Below are 25,162 nucleotides of genomic sequence, written 5' to 3'. Positions count from 1 at the left end.
TCACGTCCAGACCGACCACCGCGCCGTTGCCGGTTCGTTACCAAAACGGGTCGCACGGGCCTCGGTGGACTGGTCCACCGTCCCACCGACAGCCCCGCGCGACGGCTAGCGTGGGCGGATGATCGAGCTCCTCCTCTCCGCCCCGCCCGTGCCGAGGTCCGAGGAGGTCCTCACCCCTGAGGCCCTCGCGTTCGTCGCCGATCTCGACGAGCGCTTCCACGTACGCCGCGACGAGCTCCTGGCCGCTCGCCGGGACCGCCGCGCGGAGATCGCCCGTACGGGCACCCTCGACTTCCTTCCGGACACGGCCGCCGTCCGTGCCGGGGACTGGACCGTGGCGCCGGTGCCGGAGGCCCTGCGCGACCGCCGGGTGGAGATCACTGGGCCCACCGACCCCAAGATGGCGATCAACGCCCTCAACTCCGGCGCCCGGGTGTGGCTGGCCGACCTCGAGGACGCCAACACGCCCCACTGGCGCAACGTCGTGGGCGGCCAGCTGACCCTGCGCGACGCCACCCGCGCGCGCCTGGCCTTCACCTCCCCCGACGGCCGGGAGTACGCCGTCACCGAGCCGGCCTCCGCCCCGGTGGTCCTGCCGCGCCCTCGCGGCTGGCACTTCGACGAGGCGCACCTGACCCGCGACGGGCGACCGGTCGTCGCCGCGCTCGTCGACTTCGGCCTCCACGTGTTCCACAACGGCCGCGAGCTGCACGAGCAGGGCCGCGGGCCCTTCTACTACCTGCCCAAGACGGAGTCGCACCTCGAGGCGCGGCTGTGGGACGAGGTGTTCACCCACGCCGAGGCCGTCCTGGGGCTCCCCCACGGCTCGATCCGGGCGACCGTGCTGATCGAGACGATCACCGCGGCCTTCGAGATGGACGAGATCCTCTACGAGCTGCGCGACCACGCGGCCGGGCTCAACGCGGGCCGCTGGGACTACCTCTTCAGCATCATCAAGAACTCCCGCGACGCCGGGGCGTCCTTCACCCTCCCGGACCGCAACGCGGTGACGATGGCGGCGCCGATGATGCGCGCCTACAGCGACCTGCTCGTGCAGACCTGCCACCGCCGCGGCGCCTTCGCGATCGGTGGCATGGCGGCCTTCATCCCGAGCCGGCGCGACCCCGAGGTCAACGAGCGCGCCTTCGCCAAGGTGCGCGAGGACAAGACCCGTGAGGCGACCGCGGGCTTCGACGGGTCCTGGGTGGCCCACCCCGACCTGGTCCCGGTGTGCGCGGAGGTCTTCGACGGCGTGCTGGACGGCCGGGTCCATCAGCTCGACGTGCGCCGCGACGACGTCTCGGTCACCGCCGCCGACCTGCTCGCCGTGGACCGCACGCCCGGCGAGCGTACGGAGCAGGGACTGCGCGGCAACGTCCGCATCGGCATGCACTACCTCCACGCATGGCTCTCGGGCAACGGCGCGGCCGGCATCGACAACCTCATGGAGGACGCCGCCACCGCCGAGATCTCCCGCTCGCAGGTGTGGCAGTGGGTCCACAACGGCGCCACGCTCGACACCGGCGAGGTCATCGACCGGTCGCTGGTCGAGCGGCTCGTCGCGGAGGAGCACGAGGCCCTGGAGGGCTCGCTCGGCCATGCGGTCGACCCGGAGGCGCGACGGCTGTTCGTCGCGTGCGCGCTCGCGGACGACTATCCGGACTTCCTCACCCTGCAGGCCTACGACGTGCTGCTGTCGCGCGGGGAGTGACGGGCCGCACGAACCCGCCGGAGGCCACCTGGTCGCCACCGACCCACACCTCGGCGACGTCAGCGTCGCCGGCGAGGGCGAAGACCTTGCCGAGAGCCGACTCCGGCGAGTCGGCGTGCCGCAGGCCGAGGTCGAGCGCCGTGCCCGGGGGCGGCCGGAGCAGCACGGCGTCGAACTGCTTGCCCTCCGACAGGTCGCCGACCGTGTCGCCCAGGCCGAGCGCGGCGGCCCCCGCCGCGGTGCTGAGGTGCAGCAGGTGCCCGGCACCCAGCGCGACGCCCTCCGCGCCCTGCAGGTGCTGGAGGAAGTAGGCCTGCAGGCCTTCCTTGAACACCGAGAACCCCGTGCCCGCGCCGACGTCGCTGCCGAGCGCGACGCGTACGCCGGCCGCGAGGTGCCGGCGCAGCGGGAAGATGCCGGAGCCGAGCGCGGAGTTGCTCGTCGGGCACCACGCCACCGACGTCGCGCGCGCCGCCATCACGCCGAGCTCGGCATCTGTCGGGTGCACGTCGTGGGCCAGCACCGACAGCGGCCCCAGCAGACCGTGGTGGTCGTAGGTGTCGACGTAGTGGTCGCGGTGGGGGAACTGCCCCGCGACCGTGGCGACCTCGGCGGAGTTCTCGTTGACGTGCGTGGTGAACAGGGATCCCCCCACCTCGCCCAGCACGGCGGCGCACGCGGCCAGCACGGGGTCGGAGGCCGACAGGGCGAAGCGCGGCGTCACGGCGTAGCGGATCCGGCCGCGGCCGTGCCAGCGCTCGGCCAGCCACAGCGCCTCGGCGTACGCCCGGTCCGGGGTGGTCAGCAACGGCTCGGGCAGGATGCGGTCGCTGACGACCAGCCCGCTCGTCACCCGCAGCCCGTAGCGCTCGGCCTCGGCGAGCAGCAGGTCGACCGCCGGGGCGAAGTGCGACCCGAAGACCAGCGAGGTGGTGGTCCCGGCTGCGATCAGGCTCGCGACGAACTCCTCGGCGATGGTCGCGGCGTAGTCGGGCGAGCCGAGGTGCACCTCCTCCGGCAGCGCGCAGCGCTCCAGCCACTCGAGCAGCGGCATGCCGAGCGCGCCGATGACCCGCACCTGCGGGAAGTGCACGTGGGTGTCCACGAGGCCCGGCAGCAGCAGGCCGGAGCGGAGGTCGAGCACCGGTGCGTCCGGGTGGGCGGCCGCGACCGACGCGTACGGCCCGCGCGCCACGATCACCCCGTCGTCGGAGACGGCGAGGCCGAGGTCGTCGTCGTAGCGGAAGCCGGGAGCCGCGGTCGCGGGGTCGAACGGGTCGTCGGGGGTGTCGTAGGCGCGGGCGCGGTAGACGACCTCGGCCGGCATCATGCTCTGGTCCGGGAGCGGTCGGCGGCGAAGGCCTGCAGCAGCTCCGCTGCGACCGACACCGCGATCGCCGCCGGCTCCTTGCCGGCGAGACCGGGGAGCCCGATGGGGCAGCGGATCCGGGCGATGCGGGCCGCGTCGTGCCCCTCGACCACCAGGCCGGAGCGGAAGCGCGCCCACTTGGCGTCCGACCCGATGAGGCCGATCGTCGCGAGGTGCGTGCAGCGCAGCGCGGCGTCGCACAGCGCGAAGTCCTCGGCGTGGTCGTGGGTCATCACCAGCACGTGGGTGCCCGGCGGCACGGACCCGAGCGCGAGCTCGGGGACGGGCGCGTGGTGCACGCGGACACGGGCGGTCCCCGCGTCGAGCACCGCGAGCCGGTCGTCGGCGAGCTGGGCCGCGCGCGAGTCCACCAGGTGCAGGTCGAGGTCGTGGGCGGAGAGGATGCGGGCCAGCTCGAGCCCCACGTGGCCCACGCCGAACACCGCTACCGCGGGGACGACGGGCAGCGGCTCGAGCAGCAAGGTCACCTCGCCGCCGCAGCACTGGCGGCCGTGGTCGGTGCGGGCCTTGTCACTCAGCCCGAGGACGAGCTGCTCGGGTGCGACGGCGTACGTCTCCAGCATCGTGCGGGCCCGGGCGAGCGCGGTCTCCTCGAGGTTGCCGCCCCCGACGCTGCCCCACGAGCGATCGGCCGCGACGACCATCTTGGCGCCGGCGTCGCGCGGGGCGTGGCCGCGCACGTCGGCGACGGTGACGAGCACGCCTGCCTGCCGCTCCTCGCGCAGCCGCTGGACGGCCGTCAGCCAGTGCATCTCAGGCCTCCCCCGCCGCCTGCGCGGCCCGCTCCGACCGCGGGTGGAGCGCAGGCGCAGCCGGGTCCGGCTGGTCGGGCACCGCGCCCGGAAGGCCCTCGACGACGTGGTCGGAGGCACCGTGCCGGGCGCGCTCGCAGGCCCAGAAGACCGCTTCGGGGGTGGCCGGGGAGGCGAGCTCGACGCTGGTGCCCTCCTGCCCGAACGCCGCGGCCGCCTCACGGAGCGCCTCGCGGACCGCGAACGCCAGCATCAGCGGCGGCTCGCCGACGGCCTTGGAGCCGTAGACCACGCCGTCGTCGTGGGCGTGCTCGAGCAGCGCGACGTTGAGCTCGTCGGGCAGCTCGCCGATGCTGGGCAGCTTGTAGGTGCTGGCGGCCTGCGTCGTGAGCCGGCCGCGGCCGGGACCCGACGACTCGTCCCACCGCAGGTCCTCCAGGGTCAGCCAGCCCACCCCCTGCACGAAGCCGCCCTCCACCTGCCCGATGTCGACGAGCGGGGAGAGGCTGTCGCCGACGTCGTGCACGATGTCGACCCGCCGGGTGCGGTGGGCGCCGGTGAAGCCGTCCACCTCGACCTCCGCGGCCGCGACGCCGTAGGCGAAGTACTTGAACGGGTGGCCGCGCATGACCGTGGAGTCCCAGTGGATGCCCTCGGTCCGGTAGAAGCCGGCCGCCCACAGCTGCACCCGGCTGAAGTAGGCCTCGCGGACGAGCTCCTCCCACGGCAGGTCGCGACCCGCGTCGACCTCGCGCAGGCGCGAGAGGATCTGCTCGCAGGCGTTCTTGACGGCGCCCCCGTTGAGGTCGGCGCTGGAGCTCGCCGCGGTCGCGGAGGTGTTGGGCACCTTGTCGGTCCGGGTCGGCGCGACGCGGACCCTGCTGAGGGGCACGCCGAGGCTGGTGGCCGCGACCTGCATCATCTTGGTGTGCAGGCCCTGGCCCATCTCGGTGCCGCCGTGGTTGATCAGCACCGACCCGTCCTTGTAGACGTGCACCAGCGCACCCGCCTGGTTGAACGCGGTGAAGTTGAAGGAGATGCCGAACTTCACCGGGGTCACCGCCAGGGCACGCTTCGTGTGCTCGTGGGCGGCGTTGAAGGCGGCGATCTCGCTGCGGCGACGCGCGACGTCACCGGACGCCAGCACCTGCTCCCATGCGGCGGCGACGCGCTCGGGATGACGCACCGGCTGCCCGTACGGCGTGGCCTGGCCCTCGACGTAGAAGTTGCGGCGGCGCAGCTCGACCGGGTCGATCCCGAGCAGCGGCGCACACCTGCCGAGCACGTCCTCGATGACCAGCATCCCCTGCGGCCCGCCGAAGCCGCGGAACGCGGTCTGCGAGGTCTTGTGGGTGTGCGCGACCCGGCCGTGGAGGCGGACGTGGGGGATCCAGTAGGCGTTGTCGACGTGGCACAGCGCCCGCGCGAGGACGGGCTCGCTGAGGTCGAGGCTCCACCCTCCGTCGGAGGTCAGCGTCGCCTCGAGGGCCGTCAGCCGGGCGTCGTCGTCGAAGCCGACCCGCCACTGGGCGTGGAAGCCGTGCCGCTTGCCGGTCATCGTCATGTCGTGGGTGCGGCTCAGCCGGAGCCGGACCGGCCGGCCGGTGAGGACCGCGCCGAGCGCGGCCACGGCCGCGAAGCCGTGCGGCTGCATCTCCTTGCCGCCGAAGCCGCCGCCCATCCGCAGGCACTGCACGGTGACGTGGTGGCTGTCGAGGCCCAGCACGTGCGCCACGATCTCCTGCGTCTCGGTCGGGTGCTGCGTGCTGCTCTGGACGAAGACCTGGCCGCCCTCGTCGACGAGGGCCAGCGAGGCGTGGGTCTCGAGGTAGAAGTGCTCCTGGCCGGCCATCTCCGTCACGCCGCTGAACACGTGGGCGGCGCTCGCGAGGCCCTGCTCGACGTCGCCGCGGACGACGACGGGCCGACCGCCCTGGAAGCTCTCGGCCTCGATCGCCTCGGTCAGCGCCACGACCGCGGGCAGGGGCTCGTAGTCGACCTCGACCGCCTCGGCGCCGAGGCGCGCGGCCTCGAGGGTCTCCCCCAGCACCCAGCAGACCGCGTGCCCGACGAACATCACGATCTCGGGGAACAGCGGCTCGTCGTGCTTCACGCCCGCGTCGTTGGTGCCGGGCACGTCGGCGGCGGTCAGCACCCGTACGACGCCGTCGACCGCCAGCGCCGGCGAGGGGTCGAGACGGGTGACCCGGGCATGCGGGTGCGGCGAGCAGACCGGGTGCGCGTGGAGGACGTGGGGGGTGCGGTGCACCAGGTCGTCGGTGTAGAGGGCGTGGCCGCTCACGTGCAGGGCGGCGCTCTCGTGGGGCAGCGAGAGGCCGACAACCGCGTCGTCGGGGCGGTCCGAGAGCGTGCTCATGGCACTTCCTCCTCGTGCCACCACGCCCGCAGCGCGTTGCCCAGCATCGCCGAGCGGTAGGCCGCGCTGGCGCGCTGGTCGTCGATGGGCGTGCCCTCCTGCGCGAGGACGGCGGAGGCCGCCTCGACCGTGTCGAGGTCCCAGGTCCGGCCCTCGAGGACGGCCTCGGTGGCCCGCGCGCGTACGGGGGTCGCCGCGACGCCGCCCAGGCCGATCCGGGCGCGGACGACGGCGCCGTCGACCACGTCTAGCGCGACCGCGACCGCGACGCTCGAGATGTCGTCGAAGCGGCGCTTGGCGATCTTGCGGAAGGTCGCGTGCGCGGCGAGCGGGGTCGGCACCCGGACCGCACGCACGAGCTCGGCGGGCCGCAGCACGGTCTCCCGGTAGCCGGTGAAGAAGTCGGCCAGCGCCACCTCGCGGTCGCCGTCGGCGGAGGCGAGCACGAGGCGCGCGTCCAGCGCCAGCAGCGCGGGCGCGAGGTCGCCGATCGGGGACGCGGTGGCGAGGTTGCCGCCTATGGTCGCGCTGTTGCGGATCAGCCTCGACGCGAACTGCGGCCACACCTGCGCGAGCAGCGGCACGTCGTCGCCGAGGGCCGCCTCGACCTCGCTGAGGGTGAGGGCGGCGCCGATCTCGATCACGTCGGCGTCGGTCGTGAGGCCGCGCAGCTCGGGGAGCCGGTCGACCGCGACGACGTGTGCCGCGCGCCGGCCGCGGAGGTTGGCCTCCACGCCCCAGTCGGTGGAGCCGGCGACGACGGCGGCGTCGGGGTGCGCGGCGAGCAGGGCGAGCGCATCGGCGAGGTCGGCCGGCCGGGCGAAGCCGTCGACCCGGGTCTGCGCCGGCCCGGGTGCGGGACGCCCTTGGCGCTCGGCGAACGGGTCGGCCGCCGGCGGCGCCCCGAGGGCGCAGGCGGCGTCGCGGATGGGCCGGTAGCCGGTGCAGCGGCAGAGGTTGCCGCCGATCGCGTGGACGTCGAAGCCGTCGGGGCCGGGCGGTCGGGCGGGGCGGTAGTACTCCGCGGCCATCGAGCAGACGAAGCCGGGCGTGCAGTAGCCGCACTGGGAGCCGCCCGCCTCGGCCAGCCCCGCCTGGACCGGGTGGAGGTCGCCGGGACCACCGAGTCCCTCGGCGGTCACCACCTCCTGGCCGTCGAGGGCGAGGGCGGGAACCAGGCAGGCGTTGACGGGTGTCCAGCGGCTCCCGTCACCGTCGGGGCGGGCGACCAGCACGGCGCAGGCGCCGCACTCACCCTCGGCACAGCCCTCCTTGGCACCGGTCAGGCCGAGGCCGCGCACGAAGTCGAGCGCGTTGGTGTGGGCGGGCACGCCGGCCAGCGGGCGCGACTGCCCGTTGACGGTGATCTGTGGCTCGGGCACGGTCCTCCCCTCGGCCCGGGCAGGGGTGCCCGGCGCTCGCATGGTTGGGAGTCACGGGCCGCCGGTTGTCCATGCGGAACGACGACCTGCCACCTCACATCCTACGTGACGCGGGACACGTCGGCAGTGAGATCGGTCACCACCCCCGCGGCAGGTCAGCCGCCGTACGGGCGCAGCCGCGGGTGCCGGTTGACGTCCTTGTAGAGCAGGTAGCGGAACCGGCCGGGCCCGCCGGCGTAGCAGGCCTGCGGGCAGAAGGCGCGCAGCCACATGAAGTCGCCCTCCTGCACCTCCACCCAGTCCTGGTTGAGCAGGTAGACCGCCTTGCCCTCCAGGACGTAGAGGCCGTGCTCCATCACGTGGGTCTCCGGGAACGGGATCGCGCCGCCGGGCTCGAAGGTCACGATGTTGACGTGCATGTCGTGCCGCACGTCGAGCGGGTCGACGAAGCGCTGCGTGCCCCAGGCCCCACCCGTGTCGGGCATCGGCTCGATCGCCACGTCGTCCTCGTGGACCACGAAGGGCTCGGGCACCTCGACGCCGTCCACGCGCTCGTAGGCCTTGCGGATCCAGTGGAACGTCGCGGTGCCCTCGCCGTCGTTGCGCAGCGTCCAGACCGTGCCCGGCGGGAGGAAGGCGTACGACCCGGCGCGCAGCCGGTGTGCCTGTCCCCCGCCCGGACGGTGGATTCTCAGCTGCGGCGAGCCGTCGACGACGAAGAGCACCGACTCGGCGTCGTGGTCGTCGTCGGGCCGGTCGGACCCGCCGTCCGGGGCGACCTCGACGACGTACTGGCTGAACGTCTCGGCGAAGCCCGACAGCGGCCGCGCGATCACCCACAGCCGCGTGTCGCCCCAGTGCGGCAGCCGGCTGGCGGTGATGTCGCTGAGCGTGCCGCGCGGGATCACGGCGTACGCCTCGGTGAAGACGGCGCGGCCGGACTGGCCGGTGGTCAGGTCGGACTGTGCCGGCAGCCCGCCCCTCGGCACGTAGTAGGTCATCGCGCTCCCCTCCTCAGCAGCCGACCCCGCGGCCCGGCCGACAGGTCGAGCGGGCGCCCGCGGAGCCAGGTGGCCCGCACGGTGCCCGTGAGCGTACGCCCGGCGTAGGCCGAGACGGGGTTCTTGTGGTGCAGCCGGGCCGGGTCGACGACCCACGGCTCGTCGGGAGCGAAGACGCAGAGGTCGGCGTCGGCGCCGACGGCGATCTCGCCCTTGTCGGCCAGCCCGACGCGGCGGGCTGGGGCCGTCGCCATCCAGCGCACCACGTCGACGAGGGCCACGCCGCGCTGGCGGGCGGTCGTCCAGACGACCGGCAGGCCGAGCTGGAGCGAGGCGATGCCGCCCCAGGCGTCGGCGAAGTCGCCGGTCTCGGAGCGCTTGAGCTCGGCGGTGCACGGCGAGTGGTCGCTGACGACCATGTCGATGTCGCCGTCGGCGAGCGCCGCCCAGAGGGCGTCGCGGTTGGCGGCATCGCGGATCGGCGGGCAACACTTGAGCTCGGTGGCGCCGTCGGGGATCGAGCCGGCCTCGAAGTGCAGGTAGTGCGGGCAGGTCTCCACCGAGACGTCGACGCCCTCGGCGCGCGCCGCACGGAGGGTCGGCACCGCACCCGACGCGCTGAGGTGCACGACGTGGGCGCGGGCGCCGGTGGCACGGGCGGTGTCGACGACGAGCGCGATCGCCCGCTCCTCCGCCGCGTCCGGCCGGCTCTCCAGGAACCCGCGGTAGGCCGTCCCGTGGGCACACTCGGCGACCTCGTCGGCGTCCTCGGCGTGCACGATCATCAAGGCGCCGAGGCGCCCGGTCTCGGCCATCGCGGCCGCGAACCCGGCCGGCGGGAGGTGCGGGAACTCCTCGACCCCGGAGTCCAGCAGGAAGCACTTGAAGCCGAGGACGCCGGCCTCGTGCAGGCGGGCGAGGTCCTCGAGGTTGTCGGGGACCGCACCGCCCCAGAAGCCGACGTCCACCCAGACCTGGTCCCGGGCGACCGCCCGCTTCACCTCCAGCGCCGCGACCGTCGTCGTCGGCGGGATGCTGTTGAGCGGCATGTCGACGATCGTGGTCACCCCGCCGGCCGCCGCGGCGCGGGTCGCGCTGGCGAACCCCTCCCACTCGGTGCGGCCGGGCTCGTTGACGTGGACGTGGGTGTCCACGAGGCCCGGGAGCAGCACCTCGTCGTCGGCCAGCTCCACGACCTCCGCCCCCTCGAGCCCGTCGTACGCCGCCACCGCGACGATGCGCCCGTCGCGGATGCCGACCGCGGCCGGGCGCTCCGCCGCCCCGACGACCGCCCGGCGCGCGCGGACCACGGTGTCGAGCCCGTCCGCCACGCTCAGCTCCCCCGGTAGGTCGAGTAGCCGAAGGGGCTCAGCAGGAGCGGGACGTGGTGGTGCTCGCCGTCGGCGACGGTGAAGGCGACGACCACCTCGGGGTAGAACGTGGTCTCGCCACGCGCGGAGTACCAGCCTCCGGTGTCGAAGCGCAGCCGCAGGTCGCCCGCGGGCAGGTCGTGGGCCAGGTCGCCGATCCGGCCGTCGGCGTCGGTGACCCCCTCCTTCACCAGCGTGCCATCAACCGTCTCGAGGGTGACGCGGAGGCCGACGGCCGGGCGGCCGGCGGCCGTGTCGAGGACGTGCGTGCTCAGGCTCGCCATCAGGCCAGCACCTCCCGGATTCGCAGCTGTGCGATCTGGACGAGCTCGTGGATCGTCTCGCGGCGCTCCACCTCGTCGCTGTTGTCGAGCCGGCGCCTCAGGTGCTGGAGGATGTCGGGCCCGCTCCGGCCGGCGGCCCGGATGATGAAGACGCGACCGAAGCGCTCCTCGTAGGCCCGGTTGCCGTCCTCGAGGCGGCGCACGACATCGGCATCGGCGCGGTCGACGCCCGACTGCTCGCGAGTGGAGTGGCTCGCGTCGTGGCGGGCGGCGTCGGCGCGCTCGCCGATCCGGGGGTGGCGGGCGAGGGCCTGCTCCAGCTCAGCATCCGTGATCGTGCTGGAGGCGGCGACCATCGCGTTCTCGAGCTGGTCGAGGTCCGAGTACGGCCGCCCCGCCAGGACTCGGTCGGCCCAGCCCGGCGCGTCGAGGCAGGTCCGCAGGCGCTGCTGGGCCTGGTCGTGCTCCATCTCGTTGAAGGTGGCGAGGCCTGGTCGGATCGCGCTCATGAGGGCTCCCCGTCGCGGACGACGGTCGCCTCGATGAGGCCGTACGGGCGGTCGGCGGCGATGAAGACCTCGCCGGGGTTGTCGAGGCCGAAGGGCTCGAGGTCCACGAGGAAGTGGTGCTTGTTGGGCGCCTTGAAGGAGATCAGGTCGATCTCGTCATGGGCCTCGAGCACGGCCTTGCCCATGAGATAGAGCGTCTCCTGCAGGGCGCGGCTGTAGGTCGTCGCGAAGGTGGCGAGCAGCACTGCGCGCACCGAGGCGTACGACGCGTTCCAGTCGATGTCGTCGAAGCGGGAGTACCGCCAGTCCGCCTGCAGCTCGGTCGCCAGGATGCGATCGTCGGCTTCCGCGAGCGTCGTGTACTCGTCGCGCAGGAAGCCCTTGAACTCCGAGCCGGTCGACTTCAGCACCACCAGCTCACGCAGGCCGGAGTCGACCGACGTGCGCCCGGGGCTGACGTGGACCGCCGTCGTCCTGACCTCGCCACCCCGCCGCACGAAGGCGTGGTCGTGCCCTGATCCGTCGACGCGGATGCGGTCCCAGGCGTACTCCGACACCTTCACCATCGCCCCGTGGGCGGCAGGGGTCGCCTCGAAGAGCCGTCGGCCGAGGACCAGCGCGTAGTCCTCGGGCGAGTCCACGCCGTACTTCTTGGCGAACGCGAACGCCGTGTTCTTCTGCGTGTCGGTGGGCAGGACCTGCGACTGGTCGCCGTCGGTGTGGGCCGCGGCGAAGTCGCCGTACAGCGCGGTCGAGACGTTGAGGTCGCGGATCTCGTGGCGCGGGGTGTCGCGCACGATGCGTACGACGCGCGACTCCGCCTTGCCGTAGCGGTTCGGTCCCAGCCGGATGCCCATCTCAGGCCCCTCCCTCGTCGGTGTCGGTCTCGGTGTCGGCCTCGCCCGTGCGGTGCGCCAGCGCGGCCAGCACGTGGATGTCGAGCAACCCGGCGTCGGCGACCTCGTCCGGCGAGACGGCGCCGCAGTCGAGGCCGCGCAGCACGAAGTCGGCCAGCGCCCGGGCGGTCGCGGGCTCGTCGAGGATCGCGGAGTCCTGCCGGCCGAGGTAGGCGCGCAGCCTCGCCGCCGCGGCCGGGAAGCCGTCGCGGTAGAAGGCGAAGGTGGCGGCGTAGCGGGTCGGGAGCTGGGCCGGATGGAGGTCCCAGCCCTGGTAGTAGCCGCGCTCCAGCGACCTGCGGACCAGGCGGAGGTGGTTGTGCCAGGCGGCGGCGACCTGGTCGGGGGCGCCCACCGGCAGCACGTTGGTGGAGCCGTCGGAGAGGCGTACCCCCGTGCCCGCGGCCGCGGCCTGCATGACGGCCTTGGCGTGGTCGGCGACCGGGTGCTCGAGGCTCTGGTGGGCGGCCGCGATGCCGCAGGACGCGGAGTAGTCGTACGTGCCGTAGTGCAGGCCGGTGCAGCGCCCGTCCGCGGCGTGCACCATGCGCGCCACGAGCGCGGTGCCGTCGGCGCCGAGGATCGACTGCGGCGTCTCGATCTGGAGCTCGAAGCGAAGCGCGCCGGCATCGAGGCCGAGCGCCACCTCGAGCCGACCGGCCGCGTGCACCAGCGCCTCGACCTGCTCCACCGCCGTCACCTTGGGCAGCGTCAGCACGAACCCACCGGGCAGCGGACCCTCCGCGACGAGCCGCGCGAGGAACAGGGTCAAGGTGCGGACGCCGCGGCGCCGGGTGGGTGCCTCGAACCCCTTGACGCGGATGCCGGTGAAGGAGGGGGCGGTCCCGGCGTCGAGCGCGGAGCGCAGCTCGGTCGCGGCACGCTCGGCGTCGCGGTCCTCCTCGTCGTCGGCGCGGGTGCCGTAGCCGTCCTCGAGGTCGATGCGGAGGTCCTCGACCGGCTCGCGGGCGAGCTTGTCGCGCACCAGCGCGACGAGGCCGCGGTCGCCGTCGAGCACCTCGAGGAACAGGTCGACGTGGGCGTCGACGGCGGCCAGGGCAGCGGCGCCGTGCTCGGGTGCGAGCGCGGCGTGGAAGCGGTCGGCCGGGACGTACAGCGTGTGCACGGGCTGGCGACCGGGGCGCTCCCCGGGATAGCTCGCGGCCAGCGCGGCGTCGACGGAGGCGAGCCGCGCGTCGAGGTCGTCGGCGAGCTCGCCCACCAGGCGGTCGAGGCTCTCGCGGCGTTGCATGCAGGGAATCTAGGGCATGGGTCAGTGCGCGGGCGGGCGCTTGCGCTGGGGGGCCGGGCGCGTCGGGTCGTCGTCGGGGCGGTCCACGTCGGGAGGTACGACGATCGGCCGGAGCTTCGCCCATGCGAAGAAACCCAGCCCCACCGCGAGCAGGGCCAATCCGGTCCAGAGGTTGGCGTTCACCCCGCCGGTCTTCTCCGGCTCGTGCTCGCCGAGGAGGCCGGCCAGCGCGAGGATCACGCCGTACAGCGCCATCAGCGCGCCGATGATGTTGCGGATGTCGAAGAGGCCGGCCTTCTTGGGCCTGCCGTCGGTCTCGGACGTCGTCGTGGACATGCTGGTCCCTCTCAGAAGGCGAAGTTGAGGACGATGACCATCGCGAGCGCGATGCCGGCGAGCGGTGCCGTGCGCCGGTACCACGGGTACGACGCCTCGTGCGGGTCGGTGCGGTCCTCGCGGGGTGTCTCGGAGTAGACCAGGCCCCGGAGCTCCTCGGCGGGCTTGGGCCTGGTCACCAGCGAGACCACGATGCTCAGCACGATGTCGACCACGAAGGCGACCGACGCCGCGAGGAACGCCACTCCCTGCCCGGACAGCTCGAAGACGCCGGCCGCCGCGGCGCGGTCGACGGCGATGGCCGACAGCGTGCCTGCCACCAGTCCCACCCAGCCGGCCGTGGGGGTCATCCGCTTCCAGAACATGCCGAGGATGAACGTCGCGAACAGCGGGGCGTTGAAGAACCCGAACAGCGTCTGGAGGTAGGTCATGACGTTGTCGTAGCCGAGCGCGATCTGGGCGGTGAAGATCGCGATGACCGTCGCTCCCACGGTGGCCAGCCGACCGATCCGCAGGTAGTAGTCGTCGGAGTGGTCCTTGCGGATGTAGCGCTGCCACAGGTCGTAGGAGAACACCGTGTTGAAGGCGGAGATGTTGGCCGCCATGCCGGCCATGAAGGCGGCGAGGAGGCCGGCGATCGCCAGGCCGAGGAGGCCGTTGGGCAGGACGTCACGCATCAGCAGGAGCAGGGCGTCGTTGTAGGTCACGTCGCCGGACGCGCCGCCCGTGGGACTGCCGCCGTCCTTGAGCTCGATCATCTCCGCGACCAGGACGGCGGAGACCATGCCGGGCACGATCACGATGAAGGGCACGAACATCTTGGGGAAGGCACCGATGATCGGGGTCTTCCTCGCGGCGGAGATCGAGTCGGAGGCCATCGCCCGCTGGACCTCGACGAAGTTGGTCGTCCAGTAGCCGAAGGACAGCACGAAGCCCAGGCCGAAGACGATGCCGATCACCGACAGGAGCGGGGAGTCGAAGCCGGACAGTGCCTCGCCCGGCCAGGCGTTCAGCTGTTGCCCGGCCGGTGGCGCGTCGGATGCCGAGGATGCGTCCGCCGAGGCGGCGCTGATCTTCTCGGTCAGGCCGTCCCAGCCCCCGACGCGGTTCAGTCCGATCAGCGTCAGGGGAAGCAGGGACGCGACGATGACGAAGAACTGCAGCACCTCGTTGTAGATCGCCGCGCTCAGTCCGCCCAGCGTGATGTACGACAGCACCACCGCCCCGGCGACGATCAGCGAGACCCAGATCGGCCAACCCAGCAGCGCGCGCACGATGCCGGCGAGGAGGGCGAGGTTGACGCCGGCGATCAGCAGCTGGGCGACGGCGAAGCTGATGGCGTTGACCAGGTGAGCGCCGGTGCCGAAGCGCCGGAGCATGAACTCCGGCACCGAGCGCACCTTGGAGCCGTAGTAGAACGGCATCATCACGACGCCGAGGAAGAGCATCGCCGGGACGGCACCGACCCAGAAGTAGTGGAAGGTCGGCAGGCCGAGCTGGGCGCCGTTGGCGGACATGCCCATGATCTCGACGGCACCGAGGTTGGCGGAGATGAAGGCCAGACCGGTCACCCACGCCGGCAGCGAGCGGCCGGAGAGGAAGAAGTCGATCGAGTCCGACACCGATCGCCGGGCCATCACGCCGATGCCCAGCACGAAGCCGAAGTAGATGGCGACCAGCAGGTAGTCCAGCCAGGTCGCGTCGATCAGGGTGTCGGAGCCCATGGTTGCCTCCCGAGCGTCAGCTTCATCGGACCACCCAGCAACCTAGACCGGATGCCACTGCGGGCGCGACCACCCTTCGGGAGGTCACCCGCCGGCGACGACCTCCACCTCGAAGCCTTCCGAGCTCTCCAGGTAGAGCGCGACGTGGGCCTCGCCGCCCGCGTACGGGTAGCGGTCGGCGTACAGTTCGTGCCACCCGTGCTCCGTCGACTCCGACCGCATCCGGTCGAGCTCGTCACGGGTCTCGACGGTCGTGGCGAGGTGGTTGATCCCGGGCCGGAGCCGGTCGTGCGCGCCGTGCTGGTCGGGCGAGTGCTCCATGAAGACGTACGTGCCGTCGGGGTGCACCCACGACAGCACCCCCTCCTCGCGCTGCCACCCGCACCGCGCCAGCAGCCACCCCCACTCCCCTTCTGCGGTCGCGACGTCGTCGACCCACAGGTCGAGGTGGTGGAGGGCTCGGGGCACGGAACCAACCTAGACCGGCCTTCCTCCGGGGTCGACGCGGTGCCATCCTCGAAGTGGAGAGGCATCGCCCATGGACTACCGCGACTCGCACCGCGCCCTGCAGGACGCCTTCGACACGCGCCGGCTCGCGGACCGGCTCGCCAGCGTCGCGGGCGACGACGTGTCGGGGTTCCGCGAGTTCATCGAGGCGCGCGACATGTTCTTCATCGCCACCGCCGACGCCGACGGCCAGCCGCAGTGCTCCTACAAGGGCGGCGACCCCGGATTCGTGCGCGTCGTCGACGACCACACGCTGGCGTTCCCCGTGTACGACGGCAACGGCATGTTCCTGACGATGGGCAACGTCACCGAGAACCATCTCGTCGGCCTGCTGTTCATCGACTTCGCCACCGGCTCGCGCCTGCGCATCAACGGCGAGGCGTCCATCGACCCCGCCGACCCACTGGTCGCCGAGCTCCCTGGCGCCCGCCTCGTCGTACGGGTGCGCGCCACCGCGGTCTTCCCCAACTGCCGGCGCTACGTCCACACGCACGGGGCGGCGGAGCGGTCGGTCTTCGTGCCCGTCCGCGACCAGCAGCCGCCCGTCCCGGACTGGAAGCGCGACGAGTGGTTCGACGGCACCCTCCCGGCCGGTGACCCGGCGCTGGACCCGACCCGCCCGAGCGCGCCGGCGACGCCGCAGTTCTGACAGCCGTGGCAGGGTGGGGGCGATGGACCCCCGTCCCGTCTCTGCACCCCTCGCGGCGGCACTCGTCGTGCTCGGCCTCGTGCTGGCCGCCGGTCCCGCCCTCGCCGCCGGCTTCGCGATCTGCGGCGTCTCCGGCTGCACGGGCGGCGGCTTCGGGCGCGCCACCGACCCCGGCCTGACCCGTCTGCTGCTCCTCGCGACCGGCGTCGTGGCCGCCCTCCCGCTGGCGGTCCACGCGCTCGTCCGCCGCAGCGGGCGCCTGGGGGCGTACGCCCTCGCCCTCGCTGTCGTCGCGACCCTGCTGACCGGGCTCGTCATCGGCTCCGACCTCCGCGGCTGCCCGCGCAACGTCTCCTACGAGACGTGCGTGGAAGAGGCGCGCTGACCACCCCCCCTCCGCTCGGTGGTCGAGGTGCGAGCGCAGCCGTCCCCTCGGTGGTCGAGTAGCCCGCGAGGGACGAGCGGGCGTATCGAGACCCCTCGCCAGTCAGCATCTCCGTGTTGACGTGCGAGCGCAGCGAGCCTCGAAACCACTCCGCCCTCGGTGGCCACGTCCGATCACGGCCAGGGCCACTGTCGTACCCGACGTCTACGATCGAACACATGAGCGAAGTGCTGCTGGCGCCCGGAGCAGGTGAGGTCGAGGACCTCTCTGCTGCCGAGCTGCTCGCGCTCGCTCGAAGCCGGAAGTCCGCCGAGGACCGGGCCGCAGCAGACCTCCTCGATGTCGCGGCCCGGTGGGCCGACCTGCACCCGCCCGAGTCGATCCACACGGCAGCGTCGTTCACGGTCCCGGGGTCGCAGCACGAGGAGCCCATCGCGGGTGAGGGTGCCCCGCTGGTGGCGGAGTTCTGTTGCGCCGAGCTCGGCACCGTCCTCGGGATCACGTCGACGGCGGCGAAGAAGCTCATCGGCCACGCCCTCGAGCTCCGTCACCGCCTTACCCGCCTGTGGGCACAGGTGCAAGCCGGGCAGGTGCCGGCCTGGCGAGCCAGGCTGGTCGCGGACACCACCATCCACTCCTCACCCGCGCTCACCGCCGAGGCCGCGGGGTTCGTCGACGCCCAGGTCGCCGCCGTCGCCGGACGGGTCGGGTCCGCGCAGCTCGACCGGCTCGTCGCGGAGACCATCAGGCGCTACGACCTCGCGACCGCCGACCCGGCCGCGGACCCGGAGGACGGCTACCTGCACGTCGACCCGCGCCACGTCACCGTCGACACCGACGACGTGCACTACGCCGGCACCCTGCGGATCGAGGCCGAGGTCGACATCGCCGACGCCCTCGACCTCGACCGCGCCCTCGCCCACCACGCCGCCACCCAGCAGGCCCTCGGATCCCTGCTGCCACTCGACGCCCGCCGCGCCAAGGCCCTCGGGGACCTCGCCCGGACCCAGACAGCGCTGGAGCTCCTGACCGGGGGGCCGGGAACGGACCGCGCCAGCGGGCCGGACCCGGACACCCGGAGACAGGACCGGGTGAACCCCGACACCGGCGACGACGCCGACGAGCCGGACCTGCCGGCCGCTCGTGCGGTGGTGATCCACGCCCACGTCGACGCGTCCTTCTCCGGTGACGCCACGGTGTTCGGTCCCACCGGGCGCATGGAGAACGGCCGGCGTCTCGTCCTGCTCGAGCAGATCCAGTCCTGGTGCGCAGATTCGCGCACCGAGGTCACCATCAAGCCCGTCATCGACCTCAACACCACGCTGACCGCGCAGACGCGGAAGGTCCCGGCACCGATCCGCGAACACGTGATCCTGAGGGATCGCACGTGCGTGTTCCCGTTCTGCTCCCGCCCCACCCGGCGCTGCGACGTCGACCACATCATCCCGTGGGACGACGACGCCGACGCCGAGGGCAGACCCCAACCCGGCCCGACGACCACGAGCAACCTGGCCTGCCTGTGCCGGTTCCACCACCGCCTCAAGACCCACTCCGCCTGGCGCTACGCCATGGTCGAGCCCGGAGTGTTCGAGTGGACCAGCCCGCACGGGCACCGCTACCGCCGCGACCACACCGGCACCACCGACCTCGGTCCACCGCATCCACCGCATCCGACGGCTCCGCCCGACATCCCACGACCACGCCGACGATGACCCCGCCCCACACCCCCTGCGCAGCACGAGCAGGGGGCTCGAGGCACGTGCCGGCTCGTGTCCCACTGCACTCTCCCGCGCCGCGAGCGGACTCCCGTCAGAGCTGGAGCACCGCCGCGCAGACCAGGTAGGTCTCCGCCACCACGCCCGGTTCGTCCAGACCAGAGGACGCCCGTGCGACGTCCGCAGCCCGGGCGCGTACCGCCGCTCCCGGGTCGAGGGCCGTCAGGTCGGCAGCCAGGTCGTGCACGACCACCATGGCGTCCCGCTCCGAGAGCGTGTCGAGGGCGAGGCTGTTGTGCAGCATCTCCGCCGCCTCCGCCATCAGCTGACGCGCCGTCTCCAGGTCGACGTCAGCGCGTGCGGCCGCGACCGCAGCCGCCGCAGCCTCGAACTCTGCGCGCAACAACCGCTCGACGGACGCCATGGGACGACCGTGACAGGCACGCCTGCATCGATCAAGCTGAATCCGTGTCCCTGCCTGGCCGTGCTCGGTCCTGGTCAGCCGATCGCCGACAACCCCGCCATCGCATGGTCTGATGGGCCCCGCGCCGCCGGCCTGCTCCGGCCGGACCTCACCACCAGGCCTGCTTCTTCGTCCACCTGAGCAGGAGCCCACTGACGGCGGCCATCACCGCCAGCACCAGCACGAGCTGGACGACGTGGGTGGAGTCGTTGACGATGACGTTCATCCCGTAGATGCTCGCCAGCGCCGTGACCGGGAGCGTGACGGCGGCGATGACCGCGAGGCGCTCCATCGCCACGGTCATCTTGGTGGTGACCCTGGTCTGGTAGAGGTCGATCACGCCGAAGAGGAAGTGGCTCTCGCCGTCCGCGAGGCTGCGCAGCCGGTCGAACTGCTCGGCAAGGTCGCTCGCGAAGGCACGCTCCGCCTCGGGGACGACACGGTCGAGACTCCGGATGCGCGCGTAGATCTCGTGCGACTGGGCGGCCATCGTCCGTACGGTGATCAGCTCGTGCCGGACCAGGAAGAGCCGCTCGAGCAGCTCCTCTGGTCGCCGGAAGTCGCCCGCCATCGCTGCCTGCTCGAGCTCGGGCAGGCCCTCTGCCACCGCGCTGACCAGCCCGCGCTGGGACCGGACCACCGCCGACCCGATCGCGTGCGACAGCTCGGCCGGCGAGCCCGGCCGCAAGGTTCCCCGCTCGATCCGGCTGCGCACCGCCGCGGTCTCGCGCACGGCCTCGGCAGGATCCACGACCGGGTTGATCGGGCCGTGCACGGTCACGAGGTAGCGCCGGCCGACCAGCTGGTCCAGCTCGAGCAGGTGCACGTGTCCCGCGTTGCCCGCGTACGGCGAGTGGAGGACGACGAAGACGTGGTCGGCGTACCCGTGGACGGTCGGCACGTGGTTGCGCTGCCGGCACGCCGCGACGACCAGCGGGTGCGCGTGCACAACCTCGACCAGCACGCGTTCGGCCTCGGGGTCGTCGGCCGGCATGTCGATCCAGACGAAGCCGTCGGTGCGCTCGAGGAGCGCGCCGAGCTCCGACCCGTCATGGGGCCGGATCCCGTCCGGATGCACGAACCACAGGTGCACGACCCCAGCGTGGCACCGCGAGGGACGGTGCGCGAGCCTCAACCGCCGGGAAGGGTCCTCACTCCCACTCGATGGTGCCCGGCGGCTTCGAGGTGATGTCGAGGGTGACCCGGTTGATCTCCTCGACCTCGTTGGTGATCCGCGTCGAGATGCGCTCCATCACCTCGTAGGGCAGGCGCGCCCAGTCGGCCGTCATCGCGTCCTCGGAGGTGACGGGCCGGATCACGACGGGGTGGCCGTACGTCCGCCCGTCGCCCTGGACGCCCACGGAGCGGACGTCGGCGAGCAGCACGACCGGCATCTGCCAGATGTCGCGGTCGAGGCCGGCGCGGGTCAGCTCCTGGCGGGCGATCGCGTCGGCGCGACGCAGGATGTCGAGGCGGTCGGCCGTCACCTCGCCGATGATGCGGATGCCGAGGCCGGGGCCGGGGAACGGCTGGCGCCACACCATCTCGGCGGGCAGGCCGAGCTGCTCACCGACGAGACGCACCTCGTCCTTGAAGAGGGTGCGCAACGGCTCGACCAGCGCGAACTCGAGGTCCTCGGGCAGGCCGCCGACGTTGTGGTGGGACTTGATGTTGGACGTGCCGGCCCCGCCGCCGGACTCCACCACGTCGGGGTAGAGCGTGCCCTGCACCAGGAAGCCGACCTTGTCGCCGTGCTCGGCCGCCTCGCCGAGGACCTGCACCTCGGCGGCCTCGAAGGCGCGGATGAACTCGCGACCGATGATCTTGCGCTTCTCCTCCGGGTCGGTGACCCCGGCGAGCGCGGCGAGGAACGTCTCACGGGCGTCGTAGACGTGGAGGTTGACGCCGGTGGCCGCGACGAAGTCGCGCTCCACCTGCTCGGCCTCGCCCTCACGCAGGAGGCCGTGGTCGACGAAGACGCAGTGCAGCCGGTCGCCGATGGCGCGCTGGACGATCGCGGCCGCGACCGCGGAGTCGACCCCGCCCGACAGCCCGCAGATCGCGAGTCCGCGGTCGCCGATCTGCTCGCGGACCCGCTCGATCTGCTCCTCGGCGATGTTGAGCATCGTCCACGTCTGGCGGGCGCCCGCGATGTGGTGAAGGAAGTGCTCGAGCACCTTCTGGCCGTGCTCGGAGTGCAGCACCTCGGGGTGCCACTGGACTCCCGCGAGCCCACGGTCGACGTCCTCGAAGGCGGCGACCGGAGTGACGTCGGTGGACGCCAGGACGGTGAAGCCCTCGGGCGCCTGGGCGACCGAGTCGCCGTGCGACATCCAGACCTTGTGCTCTCCCGGGATGCCCGCGAGCAGGGTGCCGGGCTCGGAGACGGTGACGGGCGTACGGCCGTACTCGCGGGCGCCGGTGTGGGCGACCTCGCCGCCGAGGCCCTTCGCCATGAGCTGGAAGCCGTAGCACATGCCGAAGACCGGGACCCCGGTGGTGAACACGGCCGTGTCGATGCCGGGCGCACCCTCGGCGTACACGCTGGACGGCCCGCCGGACAGGATGATCGCCTTCGGGTGGCGCGCGAGCATGTCGGCGACCGGCATCGTGTGCGGCACGATCTCGGAGTAGACCCGCGCCTCGCGCACCCGCCGTGCGATCAGCTGGGCGTACTGGGCCCCGAAGTCGACGACGAGGACCAGGTCGTGCTCTGCAGGCTGCGTCACGCCGCGGAGTCTATCGAGATGAGTATCTCGACACGGCCGTCGGCCCCGCGTCGCTTCGCATCGCGGCGCCGGGCCTGCTCGATCCGATTTCCCACAGCGTGTCCGGCTTCGCCGGACCCGCCTGGAAATCGCATCAGGGCCCGATCGGGGAGGGAGGGTGATCGGGCCCTGACGCTTGAGCCCGACCCTGCGAGCAGCGCCGAGACTCGGAGCCCGACCCTTGGGAGGGAGCATGACTGCCGGACCCCTTACCCCGCCCAACGACGTCTGCGAGGGGTGGTTACGGCGCTGGCCGATGAATCTTGCCGCTCAGCTGACGCCGACGATCGGCAGGCGCAGCGCACCGGGCGCGGCGTCCGGCACGACCGGGTTCTTGGGCTCGACGGGCGCCACCCGGCGGTAGGTCGAGCCCAGCGCTGGCCGCGGGTCGGCCTCGCCCTTGTTGGGCCAGAAGGCCATCGCCCGCTCGGCCTGCGCGGTGATCGTCAGCGACGGGTTCACCCCGAGGTTGGCCGAGACCGCGGAGCCGTCGACGACGTGCAGGCCCTCGTGGCCGAACAGCCGCTGCCACGGGTCGACGACCCCGGTCTCGGGTGAGTCGCCGATCGTGCAGCCTCCGATGAAGTGCGCGGTCAGCGGCCGGTCGAACGGCTCGCCGACGTTGCCGCCGGGCGTCCCGCCCATCACCTCGGCCATCCGGCGCACGGCGTCGTAGGCCACGGGGATGTAGGTCGGGTTGGGCAGGCCGTGGCCCTGCTCGGACGTCATCCGCCACCCGAAGCGGCCCTTGACGCCCCTGGTGGTGATCGAGTTGTCGAGGGTCTGCATCACCAGCGCGACCACCGTGCGCTCGGACCAGTGCCGGAAGTCGTAGAGGTCGAGCGCGGTGCGCCGCTGCGACCACAGCTCGCGCAGCCACGTGCGGACCCGCGACTCCCCCGGCCGGTCGTCGGCGAGCACGGTCTGCATGAGCGCCATCGCGTTGGAGCCCTTGCCGTAGCGGACCGGCTCGATGTGGGTGACGTCGTCGGGGTGCCACGACGACGTGATCGCGACGCCCTCGGTGTAGTCAGTGTCGCTGGTCGACGGCGCGAGGGCGCCCAGGACCGCCTCGGAGTTGGTGCGGGTCAGCACGCCGAGCCGGTCGCTGACGCCCGGGAGGTCGCCCTCTCCCTTGAGCTGGTGCAGCAGCTTCTGGGTGCCGAGCGCGGCCGCGGAGAACACGACCTGGTCGGCGGTGAACACCTTGGTGGCCGGCTGCTTCCCGAAGCGTGACAGCTTGGCCTTCGTCCACCGGGTGGTGACCTCGTAGCCGCCGGCGGCGCGGGGCCGCACGCGCGTCACCGTGGTCATCGGATGGACCGTCGCCCCGGCCTGCTCGGCGAGGTGCAGATAGTTCTTGACGAGGGTGTTCTTGGCGTTGTGGCGACACCCGGTCATGCACTCGCCGCAGTTGCGGCACGCGTTGCGCGCCGGACCGGCCCCGCCGAAGTAGGGGTCCTCGACCCGCTCGCCGCCCTGCGCGTCGGGTCCACCGAAGAAGACCCCAACGGGCGTCGGGTGGAACGTGTCACCGACTCCCATGTCCTCGGCGACCTGCTTCATGACCTCGTCGGCCGGCGTGTGGCGCGGGTTCTCCACCACGCCGAGCATCCGCTTGGCCTGGTCGTAGTACGGGGCGAGCTCCGACTTCCAGTCGGTGATGTGCGCCCACGAAGGGTCGCGGTAGAACGCGTCGAGCGGCTCGTAGAGCGTGTTGGCGTAGACCAGCGACCCGCCGCCGACGCCCGCGCCGGCGAGGATCAGGCAGTCCTTGACCATGTCGATGCGCTGGATGCCGTACATCCCGAGCGCGGGCGCGAAGAGGAACCGCCTGGCGTCGAACGAGGTGGCCGGGAAGTCGTCGTCCTCGAAGCGCGCGCCGGCCTCGAGGACGCCGACGCCGTAGCCCTTCTCGGTGAGCCGCAGCGCGGTGACGGACCCACCGAAGCCGGACCCGATGACGAGGACGTCGTAGTGCCGGCTCATGCCCGGCCCAGCCTGTTGAGCAGCCGCAGGGCCGTGGTCATCACCTTGGCGTTGGTCTCCTCCGACATCCCGAACATCGGTGCGATCGGCATCAGCCGCTGCGTAGCGACGGACTGGGACTCGGTGTAGCGCAGGATGCCCTCGGCGCCCTGACGGCGGCCCATGCCCGACTCACGCATGCCGCCCATCGGCGCACCGAGCGAGCCGAAGGTCGCGCCGTAGGCCTCGTTGACGTTGACCGTGCCGCACGCGATGCGGCGCGCGATCGCCCGTCCGCGGGCGGCGTCGCGCGTCCAGATCGAGGCGTTGAGGCCGTACTGGCCGTCGTTGGCGCGGTCGACCGCCTCGTCCTCGCTGTGGAAGCGGTAGATCGAGACCACCGGGCCGAAGGTCTCCGTGCCGAAGCACTCCATGTCGGCCGACACGCCCTCGAGGATCGTCGGCTCGAAGACGTACGGCCCGAGGTCGGGACGGTGCCGGCCACCGGTGAGCACGTGCGCGCCCTTGGCGACGGCGTCCTCGACGTGGGCGGTGACGGTCTCGAGCTGCGCCTGGGAGATCAGCGAGCCCATGTCGACCGACCACTCGTGGCTGGCGCCGAGGGTCATCGCCTGCGTGCGCGAGACGAAAGCGTCGACGAACCGGTCGTAGACCTGGTCGGCGACGAAGAGCCGCTCCATCGAGACGCACAGCTGCCCGGCGTTGGAGAACACGGCGCGGGTGGCGCCCTCGGCCGCGCGCTGCACGTCGGCGTCGCGGAGCACGAGCATCGGGTTCTTGCCGCCGAGCTCGAGCGAGCAGCCGATGAGCCGGTCGGCACAGCCCTGCGCGATCTTCCGGCCGGTGGCGGTCGAGCCGGTGAAGCAGACGTAGTCTGCGTGGGCGACGATCGCGCCGCCCACCTCGGGGCCGGGGCCGGCGACGACCTGCCACAGCTCCGGCGGGAAGCCGGCCTCGTCGAGCAGCTGCGCGGCGAGCAGGGCGGTCAGCATCGTCTGCGCGTCGGGCTTGGACACGACGGCATTGCCGGCGAGCAGGGCCGGCATGCCGTCGCACAGGGCCATGCTGAGCGGGTAGTTCCAGGGCGAGATGATGCCGACGACACCCTTGGGGATCCGGTTGACCTCGGCACGGGTGAGCACGGGGAACATGCCGCCGACGCGCACGCTGTCGAGGTGCTCGTGGGCGGTGCGGGCGTAGTAGCGCGCGGTCAGCGCGAGGTGCGCCACCTCGAGGTAGGCGTCCTTGCGAGCCTTCCCGGACTCCCACACGACCAGGTCGATCAGCTCGTCCTGGCGGTCGAGGAGCAGGTCGTGCAGCCGCAGCAGCGCGGCGGCACGCTCGTCGATCGAGGTCGCCGCCCACGACTTCTGGGCACGGCGCGCCCGCGCGAACGCCTCGGCCACGTCGGCGGGGCTCGACTGCGGGACGTGCGCGAGCGGGGTCCGTCCGATGGGCGAGGCCACGGCGGCCGTCTCACCGGTGGTGCTGACCACGCGCCGCGTCAGGCCCGAGACGTACGCCCGGTCGAGGCCGTAGGCGGCGGTGCTGTCGTGCTCGGGGTCGGCTGGCCCGTCGGTGGTGGGACCTGACGCGGGGGTCTGCTCACTCATCCGTGCAGCGTAGGTCGCTGTGACGACCGTTGCTACTGGTTGGTCACTTCATCCCACCATTCGACATATCGGGCACATTTGTCCACCGC

22 protein-coding genes are annotated in these 25,162 nt (G+C 72.6%); 4 read left to right on the top strand and 18 right to left on the bottom strand.

Annotated features, from left to right (window positions below; all coding sequences use genetic code 11):
• Positions 1 to 118: 118 nt before the first annotated feature.
• The gene (aceB, locus tag EXE59_RS11025) at positions 119 to 1,711 is read left to right on the top strand and encodes a malate synthase A (RefSeq protein WP_135838944.1); all 1,593 of its coding nucleotides are present in this window, start codon (positions 119 to 121) and stop codon (positions 1,709 to 1,711) included.
• Here the strand turns inward: aceB and EXE59_RS11020 are convergent.
• The 13 genes from EXE59_RS11020 to EXE59_RS10960 form a co-directional block, all read right to left on the bottom strand.
• Positions 1,668 to 3,041 (bottom strand): guanine deaminase, encoded by a 1,374-nt coding sequence (locus tag EXE59_RS11020; protein ID WP_135838943.1) that lies wholly within the window; start codon positions 3,039 to 3,041, stop codon positions 1,668 to 1,670. The genes aceB and EXE59_RS11020 overlap by 44 nt on opposite strands.
• Entirely contained in the window at positions 3,038 to 3,853 is an 816-nt protein-coding gene (xdhC, locus tag EXE59_RS11015) for a xanthine dehydrogenase accessory protein XdhC (RefSeq protein WP_135838942.1), read from the bottom strand. Before xdhC ends, EXE59_RS11020 begins: the two co-directional genes overlap by 4 nt.
• A 1-nt stretch (position 3,854) precedes the next feature.
• Positions 3,855 to 6,230, bottom strand: a complete 2,376-nt coding sequence (gene xdhB / locus EXE59_RS11010) for a xanthine dehydrogenase molybdopterin binding subunit (RefSeq protein ID WP_135838941.1) — start codon at positions 6,228 to 6,230, stop codon at positions 3,855 to 3,857.
• A complete protein-coding gene (locus EXE59_RS11005; RefSeq protein ID WP_246056709.1) occupies positions 6,227 to 7,612 on the bottom strand; it encodes a xanthine dehydrogenase small subunit in 1,386 nt (461 codons plus the stop codon). Before EXE59_RS11005 ends, xdhB begins: the two co-directional genes overlap by 4 nt.
• 155 nt (positions 7,613 to 7,767) lie before the next feature.
• A complete protein-coding gene (locus EXE59_RS11000) occupies positions 7,768 to 8,613 on the bottom strand; it encodes a bifunctional allantoicase/(S)-ureidoglycine aminohydrolase (protein ID WP_135838939.1) in 846 nt (281 codons plus the stop codon).
• Positions 8,610 to 9,944, bottom strand: coding sequence for an allantoinase AllB (gene allB, locus EXE59_RS10995; protein ID WP_135838938.1), 1,335 nt, complete (start codon positions 9,942 to 9,944; stop codon positions 8,610 to 8,612). The genes EXE59_RS11000 and allB overlap by 4 nt, the downstream gene beginning before the upstream one ends.
• A gap of 2 nt (positions 9,945 to 9,946) precedes the next feature.
• A complete protein-coding gene (uraH, locus tag EXE59_RS10990) occupies positions 9,947 to 10,267 on the bottom strand; it encodes a hydroxyisourate hydrolase (RefSeq protein WP_135838937.1) in 321 nt (106 codons plus the stop codon).
• Positions 10,267 to 10,776: a 2-oxo-4-hydroxy-4-carboxy-5-ureidoimidazoline decarboxylase gene (uraD, locus tag EXE59_RS10985; RefSeq protein WP_135838936.1), complete on the bottom strand. Its 510-nt coding sequence runs from the start codon at positions 10,774 to 10,776 to the stop codon at positions 10,267 to 10,269. The genes uraH and uraD overlap by 1 nt, the downstream gene beginning before the upstream one ends.
• Positions 10,773 to 11,633 carry a factor-independent urate hydroxylase gene (gene pucL, locus EXE59_RS10980; RefSeq protein ID WP_135838935.1) on the bottom strand — a complete coding sequence of 287 codons (861 nt, stop codon included), beginning with the start codon at positions 11,631 to 11,633 and terminating at the stop codon, positions 10,773 to 10,775. The genes uraD and pucL overlap by 4 nt, the downstream gene beginning before the upstream one ends.
• Before the next feature lies 1 nt (position 11,634).
• Positions 11,635 to 12,924, bottom strand: coding sequence for a DUF6986 family protein (locus EXE59_RS10975; protein ID WP_135838934.1), 1,290 nt, complete (start codon positions 12,922 to 12,924; stop codon positions 11,635 to 11,637).
• 21 nt (positions 12,925 to 12,945) lie between these two features.
• The gene (locus tag EXE59_RS10970; RefSeq protein WP_135838933.1) at positions 12,946 to 13,260 is read right to left on the bottom strand and encodes a hypothetical protein; all 315 of its coding nucleotides are present in this window, start codon (positions 13,258 to 13,260) and stop codon (positions 12,946 to 12,948) included.
• 11 nt (positions 13,261 to 13,271) lie between these two features.
• The gene (locus EXE59_RS10965; RefSeq protein ID WP_135838932.1) at positions 13,272 to 14,984 is read right to left on the bottom strand and encodes a sodium:solute symporter family protein; all 1,713 of its coding nucleotides are present in this window, start codon (positions 14,982 to 14,984) and stop codon (positions 13,272 to 13,274) included.
• Positions 14,985 to 15,068: 84 nt separating this feature from the next.
• Positions 15,069 to 15,452 carry a VOC family protein gene (locus EXE59_RS10960; protein ID WP_135838931.1) on the bottom strand — a complete coding sequence of 128 codons (384 nt, stop codon included), beginning with the start codon at positions 15,450 to 15,452 and terminating at the stop codon, positions 15,069 to 15,071.
• Positions 15,453 to 15,522: 70 nt separating this feature from the next.
• Between EXE59_RS10960 and EXE59_RS10955 the strand changes: the two genes are divergently transcribed.
• The 3 genes from EXE59_RS10955 (at position 15,523) to EXE59_RS10945 (ending at position 18,237) form a co-directional block, all read left to right on the top strand.
• Entirely contained in the window at positions 15,523 to 16,140 is a 618-nt protein-coding gene (locus tag EXE59_RS10955; RefSeq protein ID WP_135838930.1) for a pyridoxamine 5'-phosphate oxidase family protein, read from the top strand.
• Between the two features lie 22 nt (positions 16,141 to 16,162).
• Positions 16,163 to 16,525 carry a hypothetical protein gene (locus EXE59_RS10950; protein WP_135838929.1) on the top strand — a complete coding sequence of 121 codons (363 nt, stop codon included), beginning with the start codon at positions 16,163 to 16,165 and terminating at the stop codon, positions 16,523 to 16,525.
• Between the two features lie 218 nt (positions 16,526 to 16,743).
• A complete protein-coding gene (locus EXE59_RS10945; protein WP_135838928.1) occupies positions 16,744 to 18,237 on the top strand; it encodes an HNH endonuclease signature motif containing protein in 1,494 nt (497 codons plus the stop codon).
• 97 nt (positions 18,238 to 18,334) lie between these two features.
• Here EXE59_RS10945 and EXE59_RS10940 read toward each other — a convergent pair whose 3' ends face one another.
• From EXE59_RS10940 to EXE59_RS10920, 5 genes are all read right to left on the bottom strand, one after another.
• Positions 18,335 to 18,664: a hypothetical protein gene (locus tag EXE59_RS10940; protein ID WP_135838927.1), complete on the bottom strand. Its 330-nt coding sequence runs from the start codon at positions 18,662 to 18,664 to the stop codon at positions 18,335 to 18,337.
• Between the two features lie 148 nt (positions 18,665 to 18,812).
• Positions 18,813 to 19,796 (bottom strand): magnesium transporter CorA family protein, encoded by a 984-nt coding sequence (locus EXE59_RS10935; protein ID WP_246056707.1) that lies wholly within the window; start codon positions 19,794 to 19,796, stop codon positions 18,813 to 18,815.
• A gap of 58 nt (positions 19,797 to 19,854) precedes the next feature.
• Positions 19,855 to 21,432: a glutamine-hydrolyzing GMP synthase gene (gene guaA / locus EXE59_RS10930; RefSeq protein ID WP_135838926.1), complete on the bottom strand. Its 1,578-nt coding sequence runs from the start codon at positions 21,430 to 21,432 to the stop codon at positions 19,855 to 19,857.
• A 309-nt stretch (positions 21,433 to 21,741) separates the two neighbouring features.
• Positions 21,742 to 23,460 carry a GMC oxidoreductase gene (locus tag EXE59_RS10925; RefSeq protein WP_135838925.1) on the bottom strand — a complete coding sequence of 573 codons (1,719 nt, stop codon included), beginning with the start codon at positions 23,458 to 23,460 and terminating at the stop codon, positions 21,742 to 21,744.
• Positions 23,457 to 25,073, bottom strand: a complete 1,617-nt coding sequence (locus EXE59_RS10920; protein ID WP_135838924.1) for a succinic semialdehyde dehydrogenase — start codon at positions 25,071 to 25,073, stop codon at positions 23,457 to 23,459. The genes EXE59_RS10925 and EXE59_RS10920 overlap by 4 nt, the downstream gene beginning before the upstream one ends.
• Positions 25,074 to 25,162 lie beyond the last annotated feature (89 nt).

It is taken from the genome of Nocardioides eburneiflavus, assembly GCF_004785795.1.
Classification (GTDB): domain Bacteria; phylum Actinomycetota; class Actinomycetes; order Propionibacteriales; family Nocardioidaceae; genus Nocardioides; species Nocardioides eburneiflavus.
Note: the sequence above shows the minus strand (reverse complement) of the source record. Positions and strands in the feature narration are given on the sequence as shown.

Bases quoted from the DNA above. Each gene is read 5' to 3' on its own strand.
- EXE59_RS10965 (WP_135838932.1), bottom strand. From the start codon at position 14,984: ATGGGCTCCGACACCCTGATCGACGCGACCTGGCTGGACTACCTGCTG.
- EXE59_RS10945 (WP_135838928.1), top strand. From the start codon at position 16,744: ATGAGCGAAGTGCTGCTGGCGCCCGGAGCAGGTGAGGTCGAGGACCTC.
- EXE59_RS10920 (WP_135838924.1), bottom strand. From the start codon at position 25,073: ATGAGTGAGCAGACCCCCGCGTCAGGTCCCACCACCGACGGGCCAGCC.
- pucL (WP_135838935.1), bottom strand. From the start codon at position 11,633: ATGGGCATCCGGCTGGGACCGAACCGCTACGGCAAGGCGGAGTCGCGC.
- xdhC (WP_135838942.1), bottom strand. From the start codon at position 3,853: ATGCACTGGCTGACGGCCGTCCAGCGGCTGCGCGAGGAGCGGCAGGCA.
- uraH (WP_135838937.1), bottom strand. From the start codon at position 10,267: ATGGCGAGCCTGAGCACGCACGTCCTCGACACGGCCGCCGGCCGCCCG.
- xdhB (WP_135838941.1), bottom strand. From the start codon at position 6,230: ATGAGCACGCTCTCGGACCGCCCCGACGACGCGGTTGTCGGCCTCTCG.
- EXE59_RS11020 (WP_135838943.1), bottom strand. From the start codon at position 3,041: ATGATGCCGGCCGAGGTCGTCTACCGCGCCCGCGCCTACGACACCCCC.
- EXE59_RS10940 (WP_135838927.1), bottom strand. From the start codon at position 18,664: ATGGCGTCCGTCGAGCGGTTGTTGCGCGCAGAGTTCGAGGCTGCGGCG.
- uraD (WP_135838936.1), bottom strand. From the start codon at position 10,776: ATGAGCGCGATCCGACCAGGCCTCGCCACCTTCAACGAGATGGAGCAC.
- EXE59_RS10975 (WP_135838934.1), bottom strand. From the start codon at position 12,924: ATGCAACGCCGCGAGAGCCTCGACCGCCTGGTGGGCGAGCTCGCCGAC.
- aceB (WP_135838944.1), top strand. From the start codon at position 119: ATGATCGAGCTCCTCCTCTCCGCCCCGCCCGTGCCGAGGTCCGAGGAG.
- EXE59_RS11000 (WP_135838939.1), bottom strand. From the start codon at position 8,613: ATGACCTACTACGTGCCGAGGGGCGGGCTGCCGGCACAGTCCGACCTG.
- EXE59_RS10950 (WP_135838929.1), top strand. From the start codon at position 16,163: ATGGACCCCCGTCCCGTCTCTGCACCCCTCGCGGCGGCACTCGTCGTG.
- EXE59_RS10970 (WP_135838933.1), bottom strand. From the start codon at position 13,260: ATGTCCACGACGACGTCCGAGACCGACGGCAGGCCCAAGAAGGCCGGC.
- EXE59_RS10955 (WP_135838930.1), top strand. From the start codon at position 15,523: ATGGACTACCGCGACTCGCACCGCGCCCTGCAGGACGCCTTCGACACG.
- EXE59_RS10925 (WP_135838925.1), bottom strand. From the start codon at position 23,460: ATGAGCCGGCACTACGACGTCCTCGTCATCGGGTCCGGCTTCGGTGGG.